Here is a 21,284-nt window from a genome sequence, read left to right on the forward strand (position 1 = left end):
CGGGAATGACGAAAGCGGTCAGACCCGCTCGAGGATGACCGCGATCCCTTGCCCGACGCCGATGCACATCGTGCACAGCGCGTAGCGGCCGCCGGTTCGGTGCAACTGGTTCACCGCCGTCGTCGCCAGGCGCGCGCCCGACGCGCCGAGCGGGTGTCCCAGCGCGATCGCGCCGCCGTTCGGGTTCACGCGCGCGTCGTCGTCCTTCAGGCCCAGGTCGCGCAGCACCGCGAGGCCCTGCGCCGCGAAGGCTTCATTGAGCTCGATCACGTCGATCTGTTCCAGCGTCACGCCGGTGAGCTGCAGCACCTTGCGCGTGGCCGGCGCGGGGCCCATGCCCATGATGCGCGGCGGCACGCCGGCGGTGGCCATGCCGACGATGCGCGCCCGAGGCGTGAGGCCGTGGCGCGCGGCCGTGCCTTCGTCGGCGATCAACAGCGCGCAGGAGCCATCGTTGACGCCACTGGCATTGCCCGCGGTCACGCTGCCATCGGGCTTGACCACGCCCTTGAGCTTCGCCAGCGACTCCAGCGATGTCTCGCGGGGATGCTCGTCCTTGTTCACCACGACCGGATCGCCCTTCTTCTGCGGGATCGTCACGGGCGTGATTTCGCCGTCGAAGACGCCCGCTTTCTGCGCGGCCACCGCCTTCAGCTGCGAGGCGAGTGCCATGCGATCCTGTGCCTCGCGCTCGATGCCGTAGTCCCGGGCGACGTTCTCCGCGGTTTCCGGCATCGAGTCGATGCCGTACTGCTCCTTCATCAGCTTGTTGACGAAGCGCCAGCCGATGGTGGTGTCGTACACCGCGTTCGCGCGCGAGAAGGCCGACTCGGCCTTGGGCATGACGAAGGGCGCTCGGCTCATGCTCTCGACGCCGCCGGCGATCAGCAGGTGCGCCTCGCCGGCCTTGATGGCACGCGCGGCCGTGCCGACGGCGTCCAGGCCCGAGCCGCACAGGCGGTTGATGGTCGCGCCGGGCACGTCGATCGGCAGGCCCGCCAGCAGGCTGGCCATGCGCGCGACGTTGCGGTTGTCCTCGCCGGCCTGGTTGGCGCAGCCGTAGAGGACGTCGTCGACGGCCTGCCAGTCGACCTTGCCGTTGCGCGCCATCAGCGCCTTGATCGGGATCGCGCCGAGGTCGTCGGTGCGCACGGACGAGAGCGCGCCGCCGTAGCGCCCGAAGGGCGTGCGGACGGCGTCGCAGATGAAGGCTTGGCGGGAAGTCATCGTGAAGGTCTCCGGAATCAGGCCGCCATGATCGGCAGGCCGGTGAGGGTTTCCAGTTCCGCGCGCGACAGGCCCTCGACGACGTCGATGAGCTGCAGGCCGCGCGGCGTGCAGGCGAAGGTGCCCAGGTCGGTGTACACGCGCTTGACGCACGCGACGCCGGTGAGCGGATAGGTGCAGCGCTCGACCAGCTTGCTGCGGCCGTCCCTGGTGAGCAGGTCCATCATCACCCAGGTCTGGCGCGCCCCCGTCGCGAGGTCCATCGCGCCGCCGACGGCGGGGATCGCGTCGGCTTCGCCGGTGTGCCAGTTCGCCAGGTCGCCGGTGGCGGACACCTGGAACGCGCCGAGCACGCACAGGTCGATGTGCCCGCCGCGCATCATCGCGAAGCTGTCGGCGTGGTGGAAGAACGCGGCGCCGGGCTTGAGCGTCACCGGCTGCTTGCCCGCGTTGATCAGGTCGTAGTCCTCATCGCCGGCGGCGGGCGCCGGTCCCATGCCGAGGATGCCGTTCTCGCTGTGCAGGACGACCTCGCGCCCGGCGGGCAGGTGGTTGGCCACGAGCGTCGGCATGCCGATGCCCAGGTTGACGTAGGCGCCGTCCTGGATGTCCTGCGCCACGCGCTGCGCGAGTTGCTCTTTCGTGCGTCGCTGGTACGCCATCACGCAGCCTCCTTGAAGCCACCGGCGCGCGTCGCACTGCGGGCGATGCGCACGATGCGGGTGACGAAGATGCCCGGCGTGACGATCGCCTCCGGATCCAGCGTGCCCAGCTCCACGATCTCGTGCACGCTGGCCACGGTCTTCTTCGCCGCCATCGCCATCACCGGGCCGAAGTTGCGCGCGGCCATGCGGTAGGTGAGGTTGCCCCAGCGGTCGCCGCGCTCGGCCTTGACTAATGCGAGGTCGGCATGGATCGGCGTCTCGTAGACGTGCAGGCGACCGTCGATCACGCGCGTCTCCTTGCCCTTGGCGAGCTCGGTGCCCGCGCCGGTGGGCGTGAAGAAGCCACCGATGCCGGCCCCGGCGGCGCGGATGCGCTCGGCCAGGTTGCCTTGCGGCACCAGTTCGAGTTCGACCTGGCCGCTTCGGTACAGCGCGTCGAACACGTGGCTGTCGGCCTGGCGCGGGAAGCTGCAGGTGACCTTGCGCACGCGGCCGGCCTTGAGCAGCGCGGCGATGCCGTGCTCGCCGTTGCCGGCGTTGTTGTTGACGATGGCGAGGTCGCGCGCGCCCTGCGCGATCAGGCCTTCGACCAGCTCGGACGGGATGCCGGCGGTGCCGAAGCCGCCGATCATCACCGTCGCGCCGTCGGCGACGTCGCCGATCGCTTCCGCCACGGTCGCGGCGATCTTGTCGATCACGGGTGTCTCCGGGAATGCATGGCCACCATTGTCCGCTGACCGCGGCCACCCCACGGCGTGCGGCATCATTCGCGCCCGATGCTGCTGCCTTCGCTCGACGCCGCCCTCGCCCTGGCGCGACAGGACGGCCGCGTGTGCCCGCTGCCGGACGCGTGGTGTGCGCTGTACGAATTGCTGCCGGATCGGCGCAGCGACATGTACGGCGCGATCCCGCCGTCACCGCTGGTGCTGGCGGCCTGGGACGCCACCAGCGACGACGACAAGCGCGAGCGGCTGCGCGTCCACCTCGCGTGGGCCGCGGAGCACGGCGCCATCGCGCCGGTGCATGCGTACCTGGCGCAGCTGCCCGAATCGCGCTGGCACCACGCCGCTGCGGGCTGACGCGGCGCCTTGGTGCCCGTGCACGGACGGGCTACGATGCGCCAACCCAACCGCAGGAGCAGCGCATGGCAGCGAACATCGTGATCGGCATCGTGGCCGCCTTGCACGCGTACTTCATGGTGCTGGAGATGTTCCTGTGGACCAGGCCGGCCGGACTGCGCGCGTTCGGCCAGACGCTCGAACAGGCGCAGGCCTCGAAGGTGCTCGCGGCCAACCAGGGGCTGTACAACGGCTTCCTCGCCGCAGGCCTGGTGTGGGGACTGCTGGCCGGGCCGCAGGGAATGGCCATCAAGGCCTTCTTCCTGGCCTGCGTGTTGGTCGCCGGCCTGTACGGTGGCTTCACCGCCAGCCGCAAGATCCTCTTCATCCAGGCGCTGCCGGCGGCCATCGGGTTGGCGCTGCTCGGCTGGACCTAGCGCCTCCTCGTGGCGCATGATGGCGCGCATGACCGATCGCACCGTCCGCATCCACCGCGTGCTGCGCACCACGCCCGAGAAGCTGTACCGCGCGTTCCTCGAGCCGATGGCGCTGGCCAAGTGGCTGCCGCCGCACGGGTTCACCTGCTCCGTGCACCAGCTGGATGCCCGTGTCGGCGGCACGTTCCGCATGTCGTTCCACAACTTCGGCACTGGCAACGGCCACTCGTTCCACGGCAGCTACCTCGAACTCAAGCCGCACGAGCGCATCCGCTACACCGACGAATTCGACGACCCGAACCTGCCCGGCGTGCTGGAGGTGGACGTGCGGCTGCGGCCGGTGATGGGCGGGACCGAGCTCACGGTGGCGCAGTCCAACATCCCGGCGGCGATCCCGCTGGAGATGTGCTACCTGGGCTGGCAGGAATCGCTGCTGCAGTTGGCCGCGCTGGTCGAGCCCGACATCCCGGGCTGACGGCGAGCGCCTTCGCTGCGCTCGGCTGGCTGTCCCGACGCAGAGGGCACAGAGGAGGAGAGAGGACGCAGAGGAAGACGAACAGAAGGGAATCCTTGTCTCCTCCGCGTCCTCTCTTCTTCTCTCTGCGTCCTCTGCGTCGAGATCCGGGCGCGCGAGCGCCGCCGTCCTAGGGCTTCGCGCAGTCGCAGGCCCGATCGCCGTTGTCGAACACGACGCGCCACTGGCCGTCGGGCTGCCGGCGCCACGTCGAGTGGAAATGCGCGACCACCTTGCCTTCGGGCGACGTAACCGGCCCGCGCGTGTAGCCCATCGTCCCGAGCAGGTTGGCTTCGGCCGTCTCCGGCTTCCAGCTGAAGGGTGCCTGCGGGCCGTCGAAGAAGCGCTTCCAGTGTTCGAGGATGCGGGCCTTGCCGTGCAACGCCTGGCCGCCGTTGATGAACACCGCGTCGTCCGCCACCAGGGCGCTGAACGCCGCGAGGTCGCGACGCGCCATGCTGGCGGCGAACGCAGTCTCCGCGGCGCGCAGTTCGGCGGACGCGGCTGACTGGTCGATCGAGCCCGCGGGGGCCATGGGCGCGGCGCACGCGACGAGCGCAAGGGCGGGCAGGACGAAGGCGAGGCGGTGCAGGAACATGGCGCATCCTAGCCATCGATCTCGGTTGACGGCAATCCGCGCCGCCCCTAGCCTGCGGCGCTTCACCCGGCAGGAGACCGCATGGCAGGCACGCTCACGTTCGACGGCAGGACCTACCCCGATGGCCGCGCCTCGGACCCGAAGGCCCTGGGCTGGATGCAGGGCTCGCCACCGCCCGCGGATCGCCGCATCGAATTCGGCAAGCAGGCGCTGCTTGGCTTCCCGCAGATCCGCTGGACGCTGTGCCACACGCGCGAGTTCCTGCCGACGGTGAACGTCTGGCGCGGCGACGGCGGCCCGAGCACGTTCGCACGCGAGGATCTCGCCGGCGACATCGAAGCACTGGCCTTCGACGATCTTCAAGGCCGCCGCATGCAGTGGCAGGACGCGCTGGCCGACACCTACACCGACGGCATCGTCGTCCTGCACCGGGGCCGCATCGTGTACGAGCGCTACATCGGCGAGCTGCAGGCGCACGTGCCGCACAGCTGCTTCTCGGTCACCAAGTCCTACGCCTGCACGCTGGCCGCGATGCTGGTGCACGAGGGCGTGGTGGACGAACGCCGGCCCATCGCGCACTGGCTGCCGGAGATGCGCGGCACGGCCTGGGAAGACGCGACGTTGCGGCAGGTGATGGACATGCAGGTCGGCGCCGCGTACTCGGAGGCGTATGCCGACTCGGCGGCCGACGTGTGGGCCTACTCGCGCGCGGGCGGCACGATGGCGCGGCCGCCGGGGTACGACGGCCCCGGCAACTTCTACGAGTACCTGGCGACGATCCGCAAGGACGGCGCGCACGGCGAGGCGATCTCGTACAAGACCGTCAACACCGAAGTGCTGTGCTGGGTGATGAAACGCGCGACGGGCCTTTCGCTGGCGCGCATGCTGTCCGAGCGGCTCTGGGCGCCGCTGGGTTGCGAGCAGGACGCGTACTTCACCGTGGATCCGATCGGTGTCCCCATGGGCGGCGGCGGGATGTCGGCGGCGCTGCGCGACCTCGCACGCTTCGGCGAAGCGATGCGCTGCGACGGGGCTTTCAATGGCAAGCAGGTGGTGCCGGCGGCCGTGGTCGCGGACATCGCGCGCGGCAGCGATCCCGCGAAATTCGCCAAGGCGGGCTACGCACTGCTGCCCGGCTACTCGTACCGCAGCATGTGGTGGGTGGCGCACGACGAGCACGGCACGTTCGAGGCGCGCGGCATCCACGGCCAGCGTATCTACGTCGCGCCCGGCGCGGAGATGGTCATTGCGCGCTTCGGCTCCCATCCCGTCGCCGCCAACTCGGGCAACGACCCGATCACGCTGGCGCAATTCCGCGCACTCGCCGGGCTGTTGCGCGGGCGGTGACAATCGCGGGCTTGCAGTTCCCGCTCATCACCGATCCCTCTTTCTACGCCGTGGCGATCCCGGCCGTCCTGCTGATGGGCATCAGCAAGAGCGGCTTCGGGGCAGGCTTCGGCTCGCTGGCGGTGCCGCTGATGGCGCTGGCCTGCCCGGTGCCGCAGGCCGCGGCGATCTTCATGCCGATCCTGTTCGTGATGGATGTGCTGGGGCTGGCCGCCTTCCGCCACCACTTCGACTGGAAGCTGGTGCGCTTCCTGGTGCCCATGGGCCTGGTGGGCACCGTCGTCGGCACGCTGTCGTTCCATTACCTCGATGCGCGCACCGTCGCGGGCATCGTCGGCGTGTTCACGTTGCTGTTCCTCGCGCAGCGCCTTGCGTTCCCGCCGCGCCCCGACAGCCCGCACCCGCCCCGCTGGGCGGGCGCGCTGCTCACCGTCACGTCGGGCTTCACCAGTTTCGTGGCACACGCCGGCGGCCCGCCGGTGAACGCGTACGTGATCCCGATGCGGCTGCCGCCGCTGGTGTTCACGGCGACGATGGCCGCGTTCTTCTTCATGGTGAACCTGAGCAAGTGGGTCCCGTACGCCTGGCTCGGGCTGCTGGACATGCGCAACCTCGCCACGTCGCTGGCCCTGATGCCGCTCGCCCCCGTCGGCGTCTGGATCGGCGTGCGCCTGGCCCACCGCATCCAGCCGACGCTGTTCTACCGCCTGATCTACCTGGGCATGCTGCTGACCGGGGTCAAGCTGGCCTGGGACGGATTCATCGCCTGACCTCGCTCGAACGCGCTTGCGCGCGGCTTCAACGCAGAGGACGCAGAAGAGCGGAAGGCGCGCCGCGTCGAGGATGTTCACGAGGCGGCGCGCATGCGCCGCGCACTAGGAGGACCGCCGCTCGTCGTCCCAGCCGGGCTTGCGGTCGACGCCCGTGGCGCGGCGGCGCTGCATGTCGGCGCGTTCGCTGGCCATCTGCTCCTCGAACTGCCGGCGGCCCTGCTTGACCACGGCGATCATCTTCGAGCGGTCCTTGTGGTGCGGGTACATGCGCTCGAACAGCTCCAGGTTCGCGCGGCGGAACCGCATCGCCAGCCGCCGCGCCTCGTGCGGCGCCTCGCCGAGCATCTCGAGCACGGTGCGCCCGCTGCGCACGCTCGACTCGAACACCTCGCGCTCGACGTGCATCACGCCGCGATCGCGCAGTTCGTTCCAGTGCGTCACGTCACGTGCCCGCACCACCAGCTGCAGGTGCGGGAAGTTCTCGCGCGCGAGGTCGACGATCTTGAGCGACTGCTTCGGGTCGTCCACCGCCACCACCAGCACCTTCGCGTCCCGCGCGCCGGCCATGCGCAGCAGGTCCAGCCGCGTGGCGTCGCCGTAGAACACTTCGTAGCCGAACGCCCGGGCCGCCTCGATCATGTCGGCGTCGTGGTCCAGCACGGTGGACGCGATGCCGTTGGCATCCATGAGGCGGCCGATGATCTGCCCGTAGCGGCCGAAGCCCGCGATGATCACCGGCGCGTGCTGCGGCTGGTCCAGTTCGTCGAGTTCGCGCTTGTTCGCACGGCCATTGCGCGCGGTCCAGCGGTCGGCCACCAGCAGCAACAGCGGCGTCAGCAGCATGGACAGCGTGATCGCGGCCACGAGCACCGACGCCGTCTGCGGGTCGACCAGGCGCGCGCCCGACGCCGCCTGGAGCACCACGAAGCCGACCTCGCCGCCCTGGGCCAGCAGCACGATGAACAGCGGACGCTCACCCTTCGGCACGGGGATCAGCCGGGCCATGACCCACAGCACCAGCGCCTTGGTGGCGAGGAAGCCGGCGACGATGGCCGCGATGCGAAGCGGTTGCTCCAGGACGACGGCGAAGTCGATCGACATGCCGATGGCGATGAAGAACAGGCCCAGCAACAGTCCCTTGAACGGCTCCAGGTCCGTTTCCAGCTCGCGCCGGTATTCGCTCTCCGCCAGCAGCACGCCGGCCAGGAATGCGCCCAGCGCCATCGACAAGCCGACCAGCTGCATCAGCGCCGCGGTCGCCACCACCAGCAGCAGCGCGGCCGCGGTGAAGATTTCGGGCGAGTCGCTCTTGGCGATCCAGCGCAGGGTGGGGCGCAGCAGCAGGCGGCCGCCCAGGATGATGGCGGCGACCACGCCCACGGCCTTGGCGGCGCCGATCCAGCCGCTGCCTTCGGCGGTGCCGGTGGCCGCGAGCAGCGGCAGCAAGGCCAGCACGGGGATGGCGGCCACGTCCTGCAGCAGCAGCACGCTCAGCGAGGTCTGGCCCGAGGTCGTGGGCAGCAGGTTGCGGTCGCCCAGGGCGCGCAGCGCTGTCGCGGTCGACGAGTCGCCGAGCGCAAGCCCCGCGGCGAGCGCCAGACGCCAGTCCATGCCCAGGGCGATGGCGATCGCCGCCAGCAGCGTCGCCGAGCCGAGGTATTGCATGGCGCCCCAGCCGAAGATGGAGCCGCGCATGGTCCACAGCCGCCGCGGTTCCAGCTCCAGGCCGACCAGGAACAGCATCAGCACCACGCCGAATTCGGCGAAGTGCAGCACGTCCTGCACGTTGCCCACCAGCCGCAGTCCCCAAGGCCCGATGGCGATGCCGGCGGCCAGGTAACCCAGGATCGCGCCCAGGCCCAGCGCGCGCGCGATGGGCACTGCCAGCACGGCGGCGCCCAGGTAGATCAGGCTGTTGGACAGCCAGGCGGGGGCGTGTTCCATCAGTGCTCCTCGCCCACCGGCCGGTCGCTTTCGGGTACCTCGCAGGCGATGCAAGTGGCGAGGTCCTCGAGCTCGGGCCAGGCCGGGTAGCTGCGCAACCGGTCGGCGAACACGGCCACGTGGTCGTCCACCTCCTGCGCGCTGGAGCGGTGCGCGCCGTGCAGCACCAGCGGCGGCAGGAAGCGCATGCCGCACAGGGCCGCCGTCTGTTCATAGGGCGGCAGGAAGGCGTCGAAGAAGTAGCGGTTGTAGCCCTGCGGGTGGTACGAGGCTTCGGGGCCGCCGGTCGTCGCCACGAGCCACAGGTCCTTGCCCTGCAGCGCGGTGCCCTGGTGGCCGTACGCCCAGCCGTGCGTCAGCACCTCGTCCAGCCACAGCTTGAGCAGCGCCGGCATCGAGTACCACTGGACCGGATGCAGCAGCACCAGCAGGTTGCAGGCAGCGGTGCGCGCCTGCTCGGCGGGGACGTCGATGTCGTAGTCGGGATAGGTGGCGTAGAGGTCCTGCACCGCCACGCCCGGCACGGAGCGTGCCGCTTCCAGCAGCCGGCGGTTCACGCGCGATTCCCGCCAGTTGGGGTGCGCCGCGAGCACGTAGGGGCCGGGGGCTGCTGCGGGGCGCTCATCCATGCCGTTACCATAGCGTAAAGCGGCCGTGGTCCCGCGGCCGAGGACGGAGGTGCTCCATGCCAGTCGTGGTCGTTGCCAACCCCAAGGGAGGCGTCGGGAAATCCACCCTCGCCACCAACATCGCGGGCTATTACGCCAGCAAGGGGCGGTCCGTGATGCTCGGCGATGCCGACCGGCAGCAGTCCAGCCGGCTGTGGCTGAACCTGCGTCCGCCCGCCGCCCGGCCCGTCAGCAGCTGGGAAGTCGGCGAAGGCCACGTCGCCAAGCCGCCCAAGGGCACCACCCACGTCGTCCTCGACACGCCCGCCGGGCTGCACGGCAAGCAGCTGCGCGACCTGCTGCACTCGGCCAACAAGGTGGTCGTGCCGCTCGCGCCCAGCGTGTTCGACATCTTCGCCACCCGCGCCTTCCTCGACGAACTGGCCGAGCAGCGCAAGGCGTCCGGCCTGCAGGTGGCGCTGGTGGGCATCCGCGTCGACGGCCGCACGCTCGCGGCCGACCAGTTCCAGTCGTTCGTGAAGGGGCTGGGGCTGCCGCTGCTGGGCGAGTTGCGGCCTACGCAGAACTATGTGTACCTGGCCGCACGCGGGCTGACGCTGTTCGACGTCGCGCCGGGCCGCGTCGAGCGCGACCTGCAGCAGTGGGCCGGGCTTTGTCGCTGGCTCGACAGCTGAGCCGGGCGGCTGCCGCTTAGAGTGCCGGCATGAGAACCATCGCCTCGCTTGCCGAAGTCCCCTCGCTGGTCGGCCAGGAAGTCGCGACCAGCGACTGGATCACCATTACGCAGGAGCAGGTCAACCTGTTCGCCGACGCGACGGGCGACCACCAGTGGATCCACGTCGACGTGGACAAGGCCAGGGCCGGCCCCTTCGGCGGGCCGATTGCGCATGGCTTCCTCACCCTGTCGCTGCTGCCGAAGTTCTTCGAGACCGCCATCGCGATCGAGGGCGCGCGCATGGGCGTGAACTACGGCCTGAACAAGGTGCGCTTCACGTCGCCGGTGCCGGTGGGCAGTCGCCTGCGCGCGCGCATGACGCTGCTGTCCTGCGAACCCATCGACCGCGGCGGCATGCAGATGACCTGGAAGGTGCTCGTCGAGCGCGAGGGCGGCGACAAGCCCGTGTGCATCGCCGAGTCGATCGGCCTGCGCTACCCCTGAGCGCTAGGTCGCTCCGCCGAACCCGTTCTGCCGCCAGGCCTCGAACACGGTCACCGCGACCGCGTTCGACAGGTTGAGGCTGCGCTGGCCCGCCCGCATCGGCAGGCGCAGGCGCTGCTCGGGCGCAAAGCTCTCCCGCAGTTCCGGCGGCAGGCCACTCGATTCGCTGCCGAACACGAAGCAGTCGCCCGGCTGGAACCGCACCTCGTGCACGGCACGCGTGCCGCGGGTGGTCATCGCGAACAGGCGGTGCGGGTCCGGCTGCAGCGCGCGCACCAGCGCGTTCCAGTCCGCATGCCGGCGCACGTCGGCGTACTCGTGGTAATCGAGCCCGGCGCGCTTCATCAGCTTGTCCTCCATCGAGAAGCCCAGCGGCTCCACCAGGTGCAGCTCGCAACCGGTGTTGGCCGCCAGGCGGATGACGTTGCCGGTGTTCGGCGGGATCTCGGGATGGACCAGGACGATGCGGAACAAGCTCACTCCTCCGTGCGCGCAAAGACGATCGCGCGCACCTGCGCCGCGCCGGCTTCGCGCATCACTTGTGCCAGCGCGAACAGCGAAGCACCCGTCGTCAGCACGTCGTCGACGAGCAGCACCTGCGCGCCGCGGACTTCCTGCGCACGCGCCGGCTCGATCGCGAACGCGTGCCGCACGTTGGCTTGCCGGTCGCCGTAGGCCAGCTGCACCTGCGGCGCCGTGTCGCGAACGCGCAGGGCGAGCGCCGCGTCGGCGCGCCGCGGCGACAGGCGCCGCGCGAGTTCGTGCGCCTGGTTGTAGCCACGCGCGGCGAGCCGCTCTCGCGACAGCGGCATCGGGACGACGAGATCGGACGCGGCGAGCACCTCGGCCGCGCCGGGCGCCGCGAGCATCAAGGGGGCGAACGTGCTGGCCCAGCCCGCGCCGCCGGAGAACTTGAAGCGGGCGACCAGGCCAGCCCACGGGTAGCCATAGCTCACGGCGGCGATGCAGTCGGCAAGAGGCGGGGGCTGGCGCAGGCAGCGGCCGCAGTGCTCGATGCCGGCGGGCACCGCGAGGGCGCAGGTGCGGCAGCGTGGAACCGGGGCGGAGAAGCGCGCGCTGCACGCGGCGCACACCGGTTGCGAGGGCCACGCATGGCAGACGTCGCAACGAGCGGGCGCCGCCCGCGCCATCGTGCCCAGCAGCTGCGCCCACATCGGCTCAATATACTGCCCGGCTCCGTGGCTTCGCCTCCCCCAACCCTCGACCCCACCGCGGTTCGCCACTGGCAGCGCGAGGCCGAGCCGCGCGCGCCGTGGCTGCACGAGGAAGTGGCGCGCCGCATGGCCGAGCGCCTGCAGTGGATCCGCCTGGCGCCGTCAGCGTGGGCGCACTGGGGCGCCGTGCGCGGCGGCACCGAGGCGCAGGGCCTGCTCGAGCAGCGGTATCCGCAAGCGCACGGCACCATCGTCGAGACGGCGGACCTGCTGCCCAGGGCGCGTGAACTGCTCGCGCCGCCATGGTGGAAGCGCTGGGGCGCGCGCCGCGAGTTCGCCACCACGGTGCCGGACGGGTCGATGCAGATGGTCTGGTCGAACATGGCGCTGCACTTCGAGCCCGACCCGCAGGCGTCGATGGCGCAATGGCACCGCGCCCTGGCCGTCGACGGCTTCCTGATGGTGTCCTGCTTCGGCCCGGACACGATCCGCGAGCTGCGCCAGGCCTACGCGGACCTTGGCTGGGGACCCGCCGGCCCCGACTTCACCGACATGCACGACTGGGGCGACATGCTGGTCGGTGCCGGGTTCGCCGAGCCCGTCATGGACATGGAGCGCATCACGCTGACCTGGGCCGATGCCGGCCGGATGCTGCACGAGCTGCGAAGCATGGGGGCCAATGTGCACCCCGGCCGCTTCCCGGCCCTGCGCGGGCGCGGCTGGCGGCGGGCGCTCGAGGCAGAGCTCGCGGCGCGGCTGGCCGGCCCCGACGGCCGGCTGGCGCTCACCTTCGAGATCGTCTACGGCCACGCGCTGAAGCCGGCGCCGCGGATGCCGGTGGCGCCCCGCAGCAGCGTGTCCCTGGACGACATGCGGCGTGCATTGCAGGGCGGCCGCGCGGGCAAATCGTCGGGCCAGGCCGATTGAGGCAGATCAACACCGGTACAATGCCCGGTTGATTTGTGAGCGCCACCGTCGATGCCGGTTTTTCGATTTGCGACAGTCCAGGGCCAGAACATCGTCTGGTTCCTGAAGCGCAATTGTTCCGTCACTCCGGCGCAGCTGGGCTGGTTCTATGCCTCGCTGTGCGTGGTGTCGCTGGGCATCGGCGCCTTCTTCTGGCAGCACGGCGCGACCCTGATCCTGCCGTTCGCCTGGCTGGAACTGGGCGCGATCGGGGTGGCCTTCCTGCTCTACGCGCGGCACGCGGCCGACGGTGAGCGCATTTCCCTGCAAGGCCGCCGGCTGGTGGTCGAACTGGAAAGCGGCGGCCAGGTGCAGCGCGCCGAGTTCGACCCGTCGTGGGTGCGCGTCGAGCCGCGCACCGGCGACCGGTCGCTGATCGAGGTGTCCGGCCGCGGGCGCTCGGTCAGCGTGGGCCGCTACGTGCGGCCCGAGTTGCGGCCGCTGCTGGCGCAGGAATTGCGCAGCGCGCTGCGCGAGTGGGGCGGGGCGCGCTGAGGCGCCGAAGACGAATCGAACGAGTAACCGGAACCTTGAAGACCAAGATGAAGAGCCTTTCGACCCTGGCCCGCCTGGCGGCCATCGCGGCCTCGGCCGCCGGCGCCGGCGCCGCCCATGCCGTCAACGACCTGCCGGGCGGTCCCGCGGTCCGCCAGCTCAACCTGCACACGGCGGCCACCCGCATCGCGGTCGAGCAGGGCTGGCTCCACTGGTTCATGCTGATCACGTGCACCGTGATCTTCATCGCCGTGTTCGCGGTGATGTTCTATTCCATCTTCAAGCACCGCAAGTCGGTCGGCCACAAGCCGGCCAACTTCCACGAGTCGGTGACGGTGGAAGTGGTGTGGACCGTCATCCCGTTCCTGATCGTCATCGGCATGGCGCTGCCCGCCACCAAGGTGCTGGTCGCGTCCAAGGACACCAGCAACTCCGACCTGACCATCAAGGCCACCGGCTACCAGTGGAAGTGGGGCTACGACTACCTGAACGGCGAAGGCGCCGGCCTGTCGTTCCTGTCCACGCTGGACGCCACGCACCGCGAGATCTCCAACGCGGGCGCCAAGGGCGACGTGCCGGACAACTACCTGCTCAAGGTCGACAACCCGCTGGTGGTGCCGGTCAACAAGAAGGTGCGCATCATCACCACGGCCAACGACGTGATCCACGCGTGGGGCGTGCCGGCCTTCGGCGTCAAGCAGGACGCCATCCCGGGCTTCGTGCGCGACACCTGGTTCCGCAGCGAGAAGACCGGCGACTTCTACGGCCAGTGCTACGAGCTGTGCGGCAAGGAGCACGCCTACATGCCGATCCACGTGAAGGTGGTCTCGGCGCAGGAGTACACCGCCTGGGTGGGCGACCAGCAGAAGAAGATGGCCGCCAAGCAGGACGACCCGAACAAGGTCTGGCAGCTGGCCGACATCGTCGCGCGCGGCGAGAAGGTCTACGGCGCGAACTGCGCCGCCTGCCACCAGGCCAACGGCAAGGGCGCCGGCCCGATCAAGGCCCTCGACGGCTCGCCCATCGTGCAGGACGCCGACAAGAGCAAGCAGATCCAGGTCGTGCTGCACGGCCGCAATGCCATGCCGGCCTGGCAGCAGCTGTCGGACACCGACATCGCCGCCGTCATCAGCTACACGAAGAACAGCTGGTCCAACAAGACGGGCCAGGTCGTCCAGCCGTCGGAAGTGCTGGCGCAGCGCGGCAAGTGACCGCGCGGACAGGAACCAAGGAAGAGAGCAAGCCATGAGCGCAGTCCTCCCCACCCACGGCCACGCGGGCGACCACGGGCACGAGCACGACCACCACGGCGCGCCCACCGGCTGGCGCCGCTGGGTCTACGCGACCAACCACAAGGACATCGGCACGCTGTACCTGCTGTTCTCGTTCACCATGCTGATGGTGGGCGGGCTGCTGGCGATGGGCATCCGCGCCGAGCTGATGTACCCGGGGCTGCAACTGGTGAACCCCGAGCTGTTCAACCAGTTCACCACGATGCACGGCCTGATCATGGTGTTCGGCGCCATCATGCCGGCGTTCGTGGGCTTCGCGAACTGGATGATCCCGCTGCAGATCGGCGCGTCGGACATGGCGTTCGCGCGCATGAACAACTTCAGCTTCTGGCTGCTGATCCCGGCCGCTCTGATGCTGGTGGGTTCGTTCTTCATGCCCGGTGGCGCCCCCGCTGCGGGCTGGACGCTCTACGCGCCGCTGACGCTGCAGATGGGCCCGTCGATGGACGCCGGCATCTTCGCGATGCACATCATGGGCGCCAGCTCGATCATGGGCTCGATCAACATCATCGTGACCATCCTCAACATGCGCGCCCCCGGCATGACGCTGATGAAGATGCCGATGTTCGCGTGGACCTGGCTGATCACGGCCTACCTGCTGATCGCGGTGATGCCCGTGCTGGCCGGCGCCATCACGATGACGCTGACGGACCGCCACTTCGGCACCACGTTCTTCAACCCGGCGGGCGGCGGCGACCCGGTGATGTACCAGCACATCTTCTGGTTCTTCGGCCACCCCGAGGTCTACATCATGATCCTGCCGGCCTTCGGCATCATCAGCCAGGTCGTGCCCGCCTTCTCGCGCAAGCGCCTGTTCGGCTACGCCTCGATGGTGTACGCGACCAGCTCGATCGCCATCCTGTCGTTCATCGTGTGGGCACACCACATGTTCACGACCGGCATGCCGGTGACCGGCCAGCTGTTCTTCATGTACGCGACCATGCTGATCGCGGTGCCCACGGCCGTGAAGATCTTCAACTGGATCGCCACCATGTGGCAGGGCTCGATGACCTTCGAGACCCCGATGCTGTTCGCCGTCGGCTTCATCTTCGTGTTCACGATGGGCGGCTTCACCGGCCTGATCCTGGCGATGGCCCCGGTCGACCTGCTGCTGCAGGACACCTACTACGTCGTGGCGCACTTCCACTACGTGCTGGTGGCCGGTTCGCTGTACGCGCTGTTCGCCGGCTTCTACTACTGGGCGCCCAAGTGGACGGGCGTCATGTACAACGAGACGCGCGGCAAGATCCACTTCTGGTCGTCGCTGCTCTCGTTCAACCTGACCTTCTTCCCGATGCACTTCCTCGGGCTGGCCGGCATGCCCCGCCGCTACGCCGACTACCCGATGCAGTTCGCCGACTTCAACTGGATCGCCTCGGTCGGCGCCTTCTGGTTCGGCCTGTCGCAGGTGTACTTCTTCATCTTCGTCGTGCTGCCCGTGATGCGCGGCCAGGGCGCCGCCGCGGGCCAGCGCCCCTGGAACGACGCCGACGGCAAGGGCGCCGAAGGCCTGGAGTGGGAAGTGCCGTCGCCGGCGCCGTTCCACACGTTCGAGGTGCCGCCCAAGCTGGACGCCAGCGCCACCCGCGTGCTCGACGCGCTGCCCTCCAGCGTGAACCCGAACGCCGCGCCGGGCGCCATCGCCCACTGACGGAACGAGCAGGGACGCGCCATGCCGACCGAGGAGCAGAAGAAAGCCAACCGCCGCCTGGCCTGGATCCTGGCGTCGGTGGTGCTCGTCTTCTTCGTCGGCTTCATGGTCCGCATGGTGTTCCTGCACGGCTGAGAGCATGGGACGACGCGACGCCAACGTGAAGATGGTGGGCAAGCTGGCCGTGGTCGCGGCCGGCATGTTCGCCTTCGGCTACGCGCTGATCCCGATCTACAAGCACATCTGCGAGCTCACGGGCATCAACATCCTGGCGCTCGGCGAGACGCAGGTCCCGGGCGCCTCGCGCGCCCCGGCCAACTCGCAGGTGGACACCGCGCGCACGATCACCGTCGAATTCGACGCCAACGCGCGCGGCCCCTGGCAGTTCAAGCCCGCGGTCGCCTCCATCCAGGTGCACCCCGGCGAACTCGCCACCGTGATGTACGAGTTCCAGAACGTGCAGCCGCGCCGCATGTCGGCGCAGGCCATCCCCAGCTACGCGCCGCGGCAGGCCGCCTCGCACTTCAACAAGGTCGAGTGCTTCTGCTTCAACCAGTACACGCTGGAGCCGGGCGAGAAGAAGCAGTGGCCGGTGGCGTTCGTCATCGACCCCAAGCTGTCGAAGGACGTGACCACCATCACGTTGTCGTACACCTTCTTCGAGGTCGGCGCGGGGACGCCGCCGGCCCCCACCGCGGCGGCGCCGTCGCGCGGCGGCGAAGCGGGCTGAGCACGCACACGAAAGAATCGAGAGGAAAGCAGGAGATCCCATGAGCACCACCGCCAGCGGCACCACGCCCTATTACTTCGTGCCGCACCCCTCGCGGCATCCGTCCTTCGCGGCCTTCGGCCTGTTCTTCGTGATCCTGGGTGCGTCCCAGTGGATCAACGGGCACGGCTGGGGCAAGTGGTCGGTCCTGTTCGGCATGCTGTGGCTGTTCGGCGTGCTGTTCCAGTGGTTCCGCGATTCGATCCGCGAGAGCGAGGGCGGCCAGTACAGCCGCAAGATCGACCTCTCGTTCCGCTGGAGCATGAGCTGGTTCATCTTCTCGGAAGTGATGTTCTTCGGCGCGTTCTTCACCGCGCTGTGGTGGATGCGCTCGCACTCGGTGCCGGCGCTGGGCAGCCTGGACAACGCGCTGCTGTGGCCCGACTTCAAGGCCGTGTGGCCCAGCATGGCCGCTGGCGCCACCGCGTCCCCCGCCGGCATCGTCGAGCCGTTCCAGACCATGACGCCGTTCTGGCTGCCGACGATCAACACGGCGCTGCTGCTGACGTCCGGCGTCACGCTGACCATCGCGCACCACGCGCTGCGCGCCGGCCACCGGGCCCAGACCATCCTCTGGATGTGGATCACCGTGCTGCTGGGCTTCACGTTCGTCTGCGTGCAGGGTTACGAGTACTTCCACGCCTACAGCGAGCTGAACCTGAAGCTCACGTCGGGCGCCTACGGCTCCACGTTCTTCATGCTGACCGGCTTCCACGGCTTCCACGTGATCGTCGGCATGCTGATGCTGCTGTTCATCACGCTGCGCCTGATGGCCGGCCACTTCACGCCCGAGCGCCATTTCGGCTTCGAGGGCGCGGCCTGGTACTGGCACTTCGTGGACGTGGTCTGGCTGGGGCTGTACACGCTGGTGTACTGGCTCTGACGCCTGACGGAACGACACAAGGCGCCCCACGGGGCGCCTTGTCCTTTGGGAGCCCCGCCAGGGGCGCGGGTCACTGTCCGGCCGGGATGCCGGTGGGCTGGATGTAGCCGAGCTTCCAGGCGACGAGGATGCAGACGAACAGCAGGACCGAGAAGCCGACGCGGAACGCCAGTGCGCGGGCCATGTTGCTGGTCTTCGCCTTGCCGTCCTGGCCGTCGCGCATCATGAACCACAGGGCCGAGCCGAGGCTGCCGAGGATGGCGACGAACGCGAGGGCGACGAGCACTTTCATGCGTCCCATTATCGGAGCGCCGGCATGACCGCGTTGCGTTTCTGGCTGGTGACCGCCGCGGCCACCACGGGCATCGCGGTGACGTTCGCGCTGGGCCAGTGGCAGCTCGGCCGTGCCCACCAGAAGGAGGCGCTGCAGCAAGCCATCGAGGCGGCGCGGACGAGCCCGCCGTTGCCGCAGGACGCGATGCTGCGCCCGGACGCGCTGTCGCTGGTGCATCGGCCGGTGCGGCTGCGAGGCCGCTGGGACGCCGCCCACACGGTCTTCCTCGACAACCGCCAGATGGGCGCGCGGGTCGGCTTCTACGTCGTCACGCCGCTGCTGCTGGAAGGCAGCGACCGCGCCGTGCTCGTGCAGCGCGGTTTCGCGCCCCGCAACTTCGAGCGCCGCGAGCAACTGCCGCCGGTGCGCACACCCGATGGGGCCGTCGACGTCGCGGGCCGCATCGCCCCGCCCCCTTCACGGCTGTACCAGCCCGGCCCGCCGTCCACCGGGCCCATCCGGCAAAATCTCGACATCGACGCCTTCGCGGCCGAGACCGGGCTGAAGCTGCTGCCGGTGTCGGTGCAGCAGACCGGCGCCGCGTCGGAAGGCCTGTCGCGCGACTGGCCGGTGACCGGCGGCCGCGGTCCCGAGACCAATTACGGATATGCCGTCCAGTGGTGGGCGCTGTCCGCCCTCATCGCCTGCCTCTATGCCTGGTTCCAGTTCATCCAACCCCGCCGCCGGGCGCGCTGACGAGCCGCTGGACCTCACGGTCCACGCGTTGCCGGGGCCGCGCGAGGTCGAGGACGCGCAGAGGACCGCGCGCGGGCGCATGAAGATGCTCTTCGTGATGCTGATCTGCGCCGCGCCGGTCATCGCGTCCTACTTCACCTACTACGTCGTCCGCCCCGAAGGCCGCCGCAACTTCGGCGACCTGGTCGAGCCCCAGCGCGCGATGCCCGCACTCACCGCGCAGACGCTCGAAGGCCAACCGCTGCCCTTGCAGCAACTGCAGGGGCAGTGGCTGCTGGTGAGCGTCGCGGGCGGGGCCTGCAACGCCGCGTGCGAGAACCACCTGTACCTGCAGCGGCAACTGCGCGAAAGCCTGGGCAAGGACAAGGACCGGATCGACTGGGTGTGGCTGGTCGACGACCAGGCGCCGGTGCGAGACGCGCTCAAGCCCGCGGTGACGCAGGGCACCGTGCTGCGCCTGCCGCGCGAGCAGCTGGCGCAATGGCTGCAGCCCGCCGAGGGCAAGGCGCTCGAGGACCACCTGTACGTCATCGACCCGATGGGCCACTGGATGATGCGATTCCCGCCCGGCCCGGACCGCGCCGGCGCGGCGAAGGTGCGCAAGGACCTGGAGCGGCTGATGCGCGCATCGGCCGGCTGGGACAAGCCGGGGCGGGCGCAATGAACCTCGTCGACCTCGCGCCGCTCACGCGCGTGATGCTGCTGGGCGCCGTCGTCGCCTGCGGCCCGGTCGCATGGCTGTGGCTGCGGCACCGCGGGACACGACCGGTGCACCGGCTGCGCGCGCTCACGGTGCTCACGCTCTTCCTCACCTTCGACCTCGTGCTGTTCGGCGCGTTCACGCGGCTCACCGATTCGGGCCTGGGCTGCCCCGACTGGCCGGGCTGCTATGCGAGCGCGTCGCCCTTCGGTGCGCACGAGGAGATCAGCGCGGCCCAGGCCGCGATGCCGACCGGCCCGGTGACGCACACCAAGGCCTGGATCGAGATGCTGCATCGCTACTTCGCCACCGGCGTCGGCGTGCTGATCACCACGCTGGCCGCCGCGACGTGGCTGCTGCGCCGCAGGGAGCACCTGCCGGTCGACCCGTGGTGGCCCACGGCGACGCTCGTGTGGGTGTGCGTGCAAGGTGCTTTCGGCGCGTTCACGGTCACGCTCAAGCTGCAGCCGGTGATCGTCACCCTGCACCTGCTCGGCGGGCTCGTGCTGCTCGCGCTGCTCGTGCGGCAGGCCGTGAGCTACCGGCAGGCGGAAGGCGCAGGACACCGGCGCGAGATCGCGCCCGGACTGCGGCTGCTGCTGGTGCTCACGACGGCCGCGGTCTGGATGCAGGTCGCCCTGGGCGGCTGGGTCAGCACCAACTACGCGGTGCTGGCGTGCACCGACTTCCCTTCCTGCCACGGCCGCTGGTGGCCCGACATGGATTTCCAGCAGGCGTTCGAACTGTGGCGCCCGCTTGGCCGCACCGGCAACGGCGAGTTGCTCGGCTTCGCCGCACTGACCGCGATCCATTACACGCACCGGCTGTCCGCGTACGGCGTGTTCGGCCTGCTGGCCCTGCTCGCGTGGCGCGCGTGGCGCGTCCTGCCGCTGCAGGCGCGCCTGCTCGCGGGCCTGGCGTCGTGGCAATTTGCCAGCGGCCTGTCGAACGTGGTGCTCGGGTGGCCGCTGGTGGCGGCGCTGGCGCACACCGGAGGCGCCGCGGCGCTGGTCGTCGTCCTCGCGTGGTCGCTGTGCGAGACGGCTTCGAGGCGCCTGCGCGTCGACGCGCCCCTGCCGGCCCACGAGGGGGTGCGCCCATGACCCGCTTCGAGCAGTTTTACGCGCTCACCAAGCCGCGCGTCATCCAGCTGATCGTGTTCTGCGCCTTGATCGGCATGGTTCTCGCGGTCCCCGGCGTGCCCACGTGGGACGACGTGCGCATCGCGGCCTTCGCCTCGTTCGGCATCTGGCTGGTGGCCGGCGCAGCGGCCGCCTTCAACTGCCTGATCGAGAAGGGGATCGACGCGAAGATGCGCCGCACCGCGTGGCGCCCGACCGCGAAAGGCGAACTGTCGGACACGCAGACGCTGCTGTTTTCCATCGCGCTGTGCGCGATCGGCTCGGCGATCCTGTTCGTCACGGTGAACCCGCTGACGATGTGGCTCACCTTCGCCACCTTCGTCGGCTACGCGGTCATCTACACGGTGGTGCTCAAGCCGCGCACGCCGCAGAACATCGTGATCGGCGGCGCGTCCGGTGCCATGCCGCCGGTGCTGGGCTGGGCCGCGATGCGCGGCGACGTCGGTCCCGAGGCGCTGGTGCTGTTCCTCATCATCTTTCTCTGGACGCCGCCGCACTTCTGGGCGCTGGCGCTATACCGGGTCGAGGACTACCGCAAGTCCGGCCTGCCGATGCTGCCGGTCACGCACGGCAGCGAGTTCACGCGGCTGCAGATCCTGCTGTACACGCTGGTGCTGTTCGCGGCCTGCCTGCTGCCGTTCGCGATCGGCATGAGCTCGTGGCTGTATCTCGCCGCGGCCGTCGTGCTCAGTGCGGCATTCACCTGGCATGGCTTCCGGCTCTGGCGCGACTACTCCGACGCGCTCGCGCGCAAGACCTTCCGCTTCTCCCTGGTCCACCTGAGCGTGCTGTTCGCGGCGCTGCTGGTGGACCACTACATCTGAGGTGCC

Annotated in this window: 27 protein-coding genes; 18 read left to right on the forward strand and 9 right to left on the reverse strand. The window is 69.7% G+C overall.

Annotation, left to right across the window (positions count from 1 at the left end):
* Positions 1 to 18 precede the first annotated feature (18 nt).
* From pcaF to I8E28_RS04100, 3 genes are read right to left on the reverse strand one after another with little or no spacing between them, the layout of a single operon-like run.
* Positions 19 to 1,227, reverse strand: coding sequence for a 3-oxoadipyl-CoA thiolase (gene pcaF / locus I8E28_RS04090; RefSeq protein ID WP_200786560.1), 1,209 nt, complete (start codon positions 1,225 to 1,227; stop codon positions 19 to 21).
* A gap of 17 nt (positions 1,228 to 1,244) precedes the next feature.
* Positions 1,245 to 1,889, reverse strand: a complete 645-nt coding sequence (locus I8E28_RS04095; protein ID WP_200786561.1) for a 3-oxoacid CoA-transferase subunit B — start codon at positions 1,887 to 1,889, stop codon at positions 1,245 to 1,247.
* Complete coding sequence (locus I8E28_RS04100) at positions 1,889 to 2,590, reverse strand: 3-oxoacid CoA-transferase subunit A (protein WP_200786562.1); 702 nt, start codon at positions 2,588 to 2,590, stop codon at positions 1,889 to 1,891. The genes I8E28_RS04095 and I8E28_RS04100 overlap by 1 nt, the downstream gene beginning before the upstream one ends.
* A 78-nt stretch (positions 2,591 to 2,668) precedes the next feature.
* Between I8E28_RS04100 and I8E28_RS04105 the strand changes: the two genes are divergently transcribed.
* The 3 genes from I8E28_RS04105 (at position 2,669) to I8E28_RS04115 (ending at position 3,862) form a co-directional block, all read left to right on the forward strand.
* Positions 2,669 to 2,971, forward strand: a complete 303-nt coding sequence (locus I8E28_RS04105; protein ID WP_200786563.1) for a hypothetical protein — start codon at positions 2,669 to 2,671, stop codon at positions 2,969 to 2,971.
* 65 nt (positions 2,972 to 3,036) lie between these two features.
* Complete coding sequence (locus tag I8E28_RS04110) at positions 3,037 to 3,387, forward strand: DUF1304 domain-containing protein (protein WP_200786564.1); 351 nt, start codon at positions 3,037 to 3,039, stop codon at positions 3,385 to 3,387.
* A gap of 28 nt (positions 3,388 to 3,415) precedes the next feature.
* Positions 3,416 to 3,862 carry an SRPBCC family protein gene (locus tag I8E28_RS04115; RefSeq protein ID WP_200786565.1) on the forward strand — a complete coding sequence of 149 codons (447 nt, stop codon included), beginning with the start codon at positions 3,416 to 3,418 and terminating at the stop codon, positions 3,860 to 3,862.
* Positions 3,863 to 4,031: 169 nt separating this feature from the next.
* On the opposite strand, the gene I8E28_RS04120 is transcribed toward I8E28_RS04115, so the two are convergent.
* Positions 4,032 to 4,499 carry a YybH family protein gene (locus I8E28_RS04120; protein WP_200786566.1) on the reverse strand — a complete coding sequence of 156 codons (468 nt, stop codon included), beginning with the start codon at positions 4,497 to 4,499 and terminating at the stop codon, positions 4,032 to 4,034.
* A gap of 81 nt (positions 4,500 to 4,580) precedes the next feature.
* Here I8E28_RS04120 and I8E28_RS04125 point away from each other — a divergent pair, with 81 nt between their 5' ends.
* The gene (locus I8E28_RS04125; RefSeq protein ID WP_200786567.1) at positions 4,581 to 5,846 is read left to right on the forward strand and encodes a serine hydrolase domain-containing protein; all 1,266 of its coding nucleotides are present in this window, start codon (positions 4,581 to 4,583) and stop codon (positions 5,844 to 5,846) included.
* 11 nt (positions 5,847 to 5,857) lie between these two features.
* Positions 5,858 to 6,616, forward strand: a complete 759-nt coding sequence (locus I8E28_RS04130) for a sulfite exporter TauE/SafE family protein (RefSeq protein ID WP_200786568.1) — start codon at positions 5,858 to 5,860, stop codon at positions 6,614 to 6,616.
* 105 nt (positions 6,617 to 6,721) lie between these two features.
* Here the strand turns inward: I8E28_RS04130 and kefC are convergent, their stop codons facing one another.
* Together kefC and kefF are read right to left on the reverse strand one after the other, a co-directional pair.
* Entirely contained in the window at positions 6,722 to 8,563 is a 1,842-nt protein-coding gene (gene kefC, locus I8E28_RS04135) for a glutathione-regulated potassium-efflux system protein KefC (RefSeq protein ID WP_200786569.1), read from the reverse strand.
* Positions 8,563 to 9,192: a glutathione-regulated potassium-efflux system oxidoreductase KefF gene (gene kefF, locus I8E28_RS04140; protein ID WP_200786570.1), complete on the reverse strand. Its 630-nt coding sequence runs from the start codon at positions 9,190 to 9,192 to the stop codon at positions 8,563 to 8,565. The genes kefC and kefF overlap by 1 nt, the downstream gene beginning before the upstream one ends.
* A gap of 56 nt (positions 9,193 to 9,248) precedes the next feature.
* Between kefF and I8E28_RS04145 the strand changes: the two genes are divergently transcribed.
* Positions 9,249 to 9,866 carry a ParA family protein gene (locus I8E28_RS04145; RefSeq protein WP_200786571.1) on the forward strand — a complete coding sequence of 206 codons (618 nt, stop codon included), beginning with the start codon at positions 9,249 to 9,251 and terminating at the stop codon, positions 9,864 to 9,866.
* A gap of 29 nt (positions 9,867 to 9,895) precedes the next feature.
* Positions 9,896 to 10,351 (forward strand): MaoC family dehydratase, encoded by a 456-nt coding sequence (locus I8E28_RS04150; RefSeq protein ID WP_200786572.1) that lies wholly within the window; start codon positions 9,896 to 9,898, stop codon positions 10,349 to 10,351.
* 3 nt (positions 10,352 to 10,354) lie between these two features.
* On the opposite strand, the gene I8E28_RS04155 is transcribed toward I8E28_RS04150, so the two are convergent.
* Both I8E28_RS04155 and I8E28_RS04160 read right to left on the reverse strand, forming a co-directional pair.
* Complete coding sequence (locus I8E28_RS04155) at positions 10,355 to 10,825, reverse strand: tRNA (cytidine(34)-2'-O)-methyltransferase (protein ID WP_200786573.1); 471 nt, start codon at positions 10,823 to 10,825, stop codon at positions 10,355 to 10,357.
* A gap of 2 nt (positions 10,826 to 10,827) precedes the next feature.
* A complete protein-coding gene (locus tag I8E28_RS04160) occupies positions 10,828 to 11,526 on the reverse strand; it encodes a ComF family protein (protein WP_200786574.1) in 699 nt (232 codons plus the stop codon).
* Between the two features lie 24 nt (positions 11,527 to 11,550).
* Between I8E28_RS04160 and I8E28_RS04165 the strand changes: the two genes are divergently transcribed.
* The 7 genes from I8E28_RS04165 to I8E28_RS04190 are packed head-to-tail and all read left to right on the forward strand — an operon-like array spanning position 11,551 to position 17,582.
* Positions 11,551 to 12,453, forward strand: coding sequence for a methyltransferase domain-containing protein (locus I8E28_RS04165; protein WP_338050716.1), 903 nt, complete (start codon positions 11,551 to 11,553; stop codon positions 12,451 to 12,453).
* Positions 12,454 to 12,504: 51 nt separating this feature from the next.
* Positions 12,505 to 12,987, forward strand: coding sequence for a DUF2244 domain-containing protein (locus tag I8E28_RS04170; RefSeq protein ID WP_200786576.1), 483 nt, complete (start codon positions 12,505 to 12,507; stop codon positions 12,985 to 12,987).
* Positions 12,988 to 13,034: 47 nt separating this feature from the next.
* Positions 13,035 to 14,198: a cytochrome c oxidase subunit II gene (coxB, locus tag I8E28_RS04175; protein ID WP_200786577.1), complete on the forward strand. Its 1,164-nt coding sequence runs from the start codon at positions 13,035 to 13,037 to the stop codon at positions 14,196 to 14,198.
* Positions 14,199 to 14,232: 34 nt separating this feature from the next.
* Positions 14,233 to 15,930, forward strand: coding sequence for a cytochrome c oxidase subunit I (gene ctaD / locus I8E28_RS04180; protein WP_200786578.1), 1,698 nt, complete (start codon positions 14,233 to 14,235; stop codon positions 15,928 to 15,930).
* A 21-nt stretch (positions 15,931 to 15,951) separates the two neighbouring features.
* On the forward strand, positions 15,952 to 16,065 hold the full coding sequence (locus I8E28_RS20585; RefSeq protein ID WP_239027178.1) for a cytochrome oxidase small assembly protein: 114 nt from the start codon (positions 15,952 to 15,954) through the stop codon (positions 16,063 to 16,065).
* 4 nt (positions 16,066 to 16,069) lie between these two features.
* Positions 16,070 to 16,660, forward strand: coding sequence for a cytochrome c oxidase assembly protein (locus tag I8E28_RS04185; protein ID WP_200786579.1), 591 nt, complete (start codon positions 16,070 to 16,072; stop codon positions 16,658 to 16,660).
* Positions 16,661 to 16,700: 40 nt separating this feature from the next.
* A complete protein-coding gene (locus I8E28_RS04190) occupies positions 16,701 to 17,582 on the forward strand; it encodes a cytochrome c oxidase subunit 3 (protein ID WP_200786580.1) in 882 nt (293 codons plus the stop codon).
* 70 nt (positions 17,583 to 17,652) lie between these two features.
* On the opposite strand, the gene I8E28_RS04195 is transcribed toward I8E28_RS04190, so the two are convergent.
* Positions 17,653 to 17,874, reverse strand: a complete 222-nt coding sequence (locus I8E28_RS04195) for a twin transmembrane helix small protein (protein WP_200786581.1) — start codon at positions 17,872 to 17,874, stop codon at positions 17,653 to 17,655.
* 24 nt (positions 17,875 to 17,898) lie between these two features.
* Here I8E28_RS04195 and I8E28_RS04200 point away from each other — a divergent pair, with 24 nt between their 5' ends.
* Genes I8E28_RS04200 through cyoE form a run of 4 tightly spaced genes read left to right on the forward strand, consistent with a single transcriptional unit; the run spans position 17,899 to position 21,278 of the window.
* Entirely contained in the window at positions 17,899 to 18,612 is a 714-nt protein-coding gene (locus I8E28_RS04200) for an SURF1 family protein (protein ID WP_200786582.1), read from the forward strand.
* A complete protein-coding gene (locus I8E28_RS04205) occupies positions 18,569 to 19,276 on the forward strand; it encodes a hypothetical protein (RefSeq protein WP_200786583.1) in 708 nt (235 codons plus the stop codon). The genes I8E28_RS04200 and I8E28_RS04205 overlap by 44 nt, the downstream gene beginning before the upstream one ends.
* On the forward strand, positions 19,273 to 20,415 hold the full coding sequence (locus I8E28_RS04210) for a COX15/CtaA family protein (RefSeq protein ID WP_200786584.1): 1,143 nt from the start codon (positions 19,273 to 19,275) through the stop codon (positions 20,413 to 20,415). The genes I8E28_RS04205 and I8E28_RS04210 overlap by 4 nt, the downstream gene beginning before the upstream one ends.
* Positions 20,412 to 21,278, forward strand: a complete 867-nt coding sequence (cyoE, locus tag I8E28_RS04215; RefSeq protein ID WP_200786585.1) for a heme o synthase — start codon at positions 20,412 to 20,414, stop codon at positions 21,276 to 21,278. The genes I8E28_RS04210 and cyoE overlap by 4 nt, the downstream gene beginning before the upstream one ends.
* Positions 21,279 to 21,284 lie beyond the last annotated feature (6 nt).

It is taken from the genome of Ramlibacter algicola, assembly GCF_016641735.1.
GTDB classification, from domain to species: Bacteria; Pseudomonadota; Gammaproteobacteria; order Burkholderiales; family Burkholderiaceae_C; genus Ramlibacter; species Ramlibacter algicola.

Excerpts from the sequence above, each read along its gene's own strand:
- pcaF (WP_200786560.1), bottom strand. The coding sequence starts at position 1,227 with ATGACTTCCCGCCAAGCCTTCATCTGCGACGCCGTCCGCACGCCCTTC.
- I8E28_RS04095 (WP_200786561.1), bottom strand. The coding sequence starts at position 1,889 with ATGGCGTACCAGCGACGCACGAAAGAGCAACTCGCGCAGCGCGTGGCG.
- I8E28_RS04105 (WP_200786563.1), top strand. The coding sequence starts at position 2,669 with ATGCTGCTGCCTTCGCTCGACGCCGCCCTCGCCCTGGCGCGACAGGAC.
- I8E28_RS04110 (WP_200786564.1), top strand. The coding sequence starts at position 3,037 with ATGGCAGCGAACATCGTGATCGGCATCGTGGCCGCCTTGCACGCGTAC.
- I8E28_RS04115 (WP_200786565.1), top strand. The coding sequence starts at position 3,416 with ATGACCGATCGCACCGTCCGCATCCACCGCGTGCTGCGCACCACGCCC.
- I8E28_RS04120 (WP_200786566.1), bottom strand. The coding sequence starts at position 4,499 with ATGTTCCTGCACCGCCTCGCCTTCGTCCTGCCCGCCCTTGCGCTCGTC.
- I8E28_RS04125 (WP_200786567.1), top strand. The coding sequence starts at position 4,581 with ATGGCAGGCACGCTCACGTTCGACGGCAGGACCTACCCCGATGGCCGC.
- kefC (WP_200786569.1), bottom strand. The coding sequence starts at position 8,563 with ATGGAACACGCCCCCGCCTGGCTGTCCAACAGCCTGATCTACCTGGGC.
- kefF (WP_200786570.1), bottom strand. The coding sequence starts at position 9,192 with ATGGATGAGCGCCCCGCAGCAGCCCCCGGCCCCTACGTGCTCGCGGCG.
- I8E28_RS04145 (WP_200786571.1), top strand. The coding sequence starts at position 9,249 with ATGCCAGTCGTGGTCGTTGCCAACCCCAAGGGAGGCGTCGGGAAATCC.
- I8E28_RS04150 (WP_200786572.1), top strand. The coding sequence starts at position 9,896 with ATGAGAACCATCGCCTCGCTTGCCGAAGTCCCCTCGCTGGTCGGCCAG.
- I8E28_RS04160 (WP_200786574.1), bottom strand. The coding sequence starts at position 11,526 with ATGTGGGCGCAGCTGCTGGGCACGATGGCGCGGGCGGCGCCCGCTCGT.
- I8E28_RS04170 (WP_200786576.1), top strand. The coding sequence starts at position 12,505 with ATGCCGGTTTTTCGATTTGCGACAGTCCAGGGCCAGAACATCGTCTGG.
- coxB (WP_200786577.1), top strand. The coding sequence starts at position 13,035 with ATGAAGAGCCTTTCGACCCTGGCCCGCCTGGCGGCCATCGCGGCCTCG.
- ctaD (WP_200786578.1), top strand. The coding sequence starts at position 14,233 with ATGAGCGCAGTCCTCCCCACCCACGGCCACGCGGGCGACCACGGGCAC.
- I8E28_RS20585 (WP_239027178.1), top strand. The coding sequence starts at position 15,952 with ATGCCGACCGAGGAGCAGAAGAAAGCCAACCGCCGCCTGGCCTGGATC.
- I8E28_RS04185 (WP_200786579.1), top strand. The coding sequence starts at position 16,070 with ATGGGACGACGCGACGCCAACGTGAAGATGGTGGGCAAGCTGGCCGTG.
- I8E28_RS04190 (WP_200786580.1), top strand. The coding sequence starts at position 16,701 with ATGAGCACCACCGCCAGCGGCACCACGCCCTATTACTTCGTGCCGCAC.
- I8E28_RS04195 (WP_200786581.1), bottom strand. The coding sequence starts at position 17,874 with ATGAAAGTGCTCGTCGCCCTCGCGTTCGTCGCCATCCTCGGCAGCCTC.
- I8E28_RS04200 (WP_200786582.1), top strand. The coding sequence starts at position 17,899 with ATGACCGCGTTGCGTTTCTGGCTGGTGACCGCCGCGGCCACCACGGGC.
- I8E28_RS04205 (WP_200786583.1), top strand. The coding sequence starts at position 18,569 with ATGCCTGGTTCCAGTTCATCCAACCCCGCCGCCGGGCGCGCTGACGAG.
- I8E28_RS04210 (WP_200786584.1), top strand. The coding sequence starts at position 19,273 with ATGAACCTCGTCGACCTCGCGCCGCTCACGCGCGTGATGCTGCTGGGC.
- cyoE (WP_200786585.1), top strand. The coding sequence starts at position 20,412 with ATGACCCGCTTCGAGCAGTTTTACGCGCTCACCAAGCCGCGCGTCATC.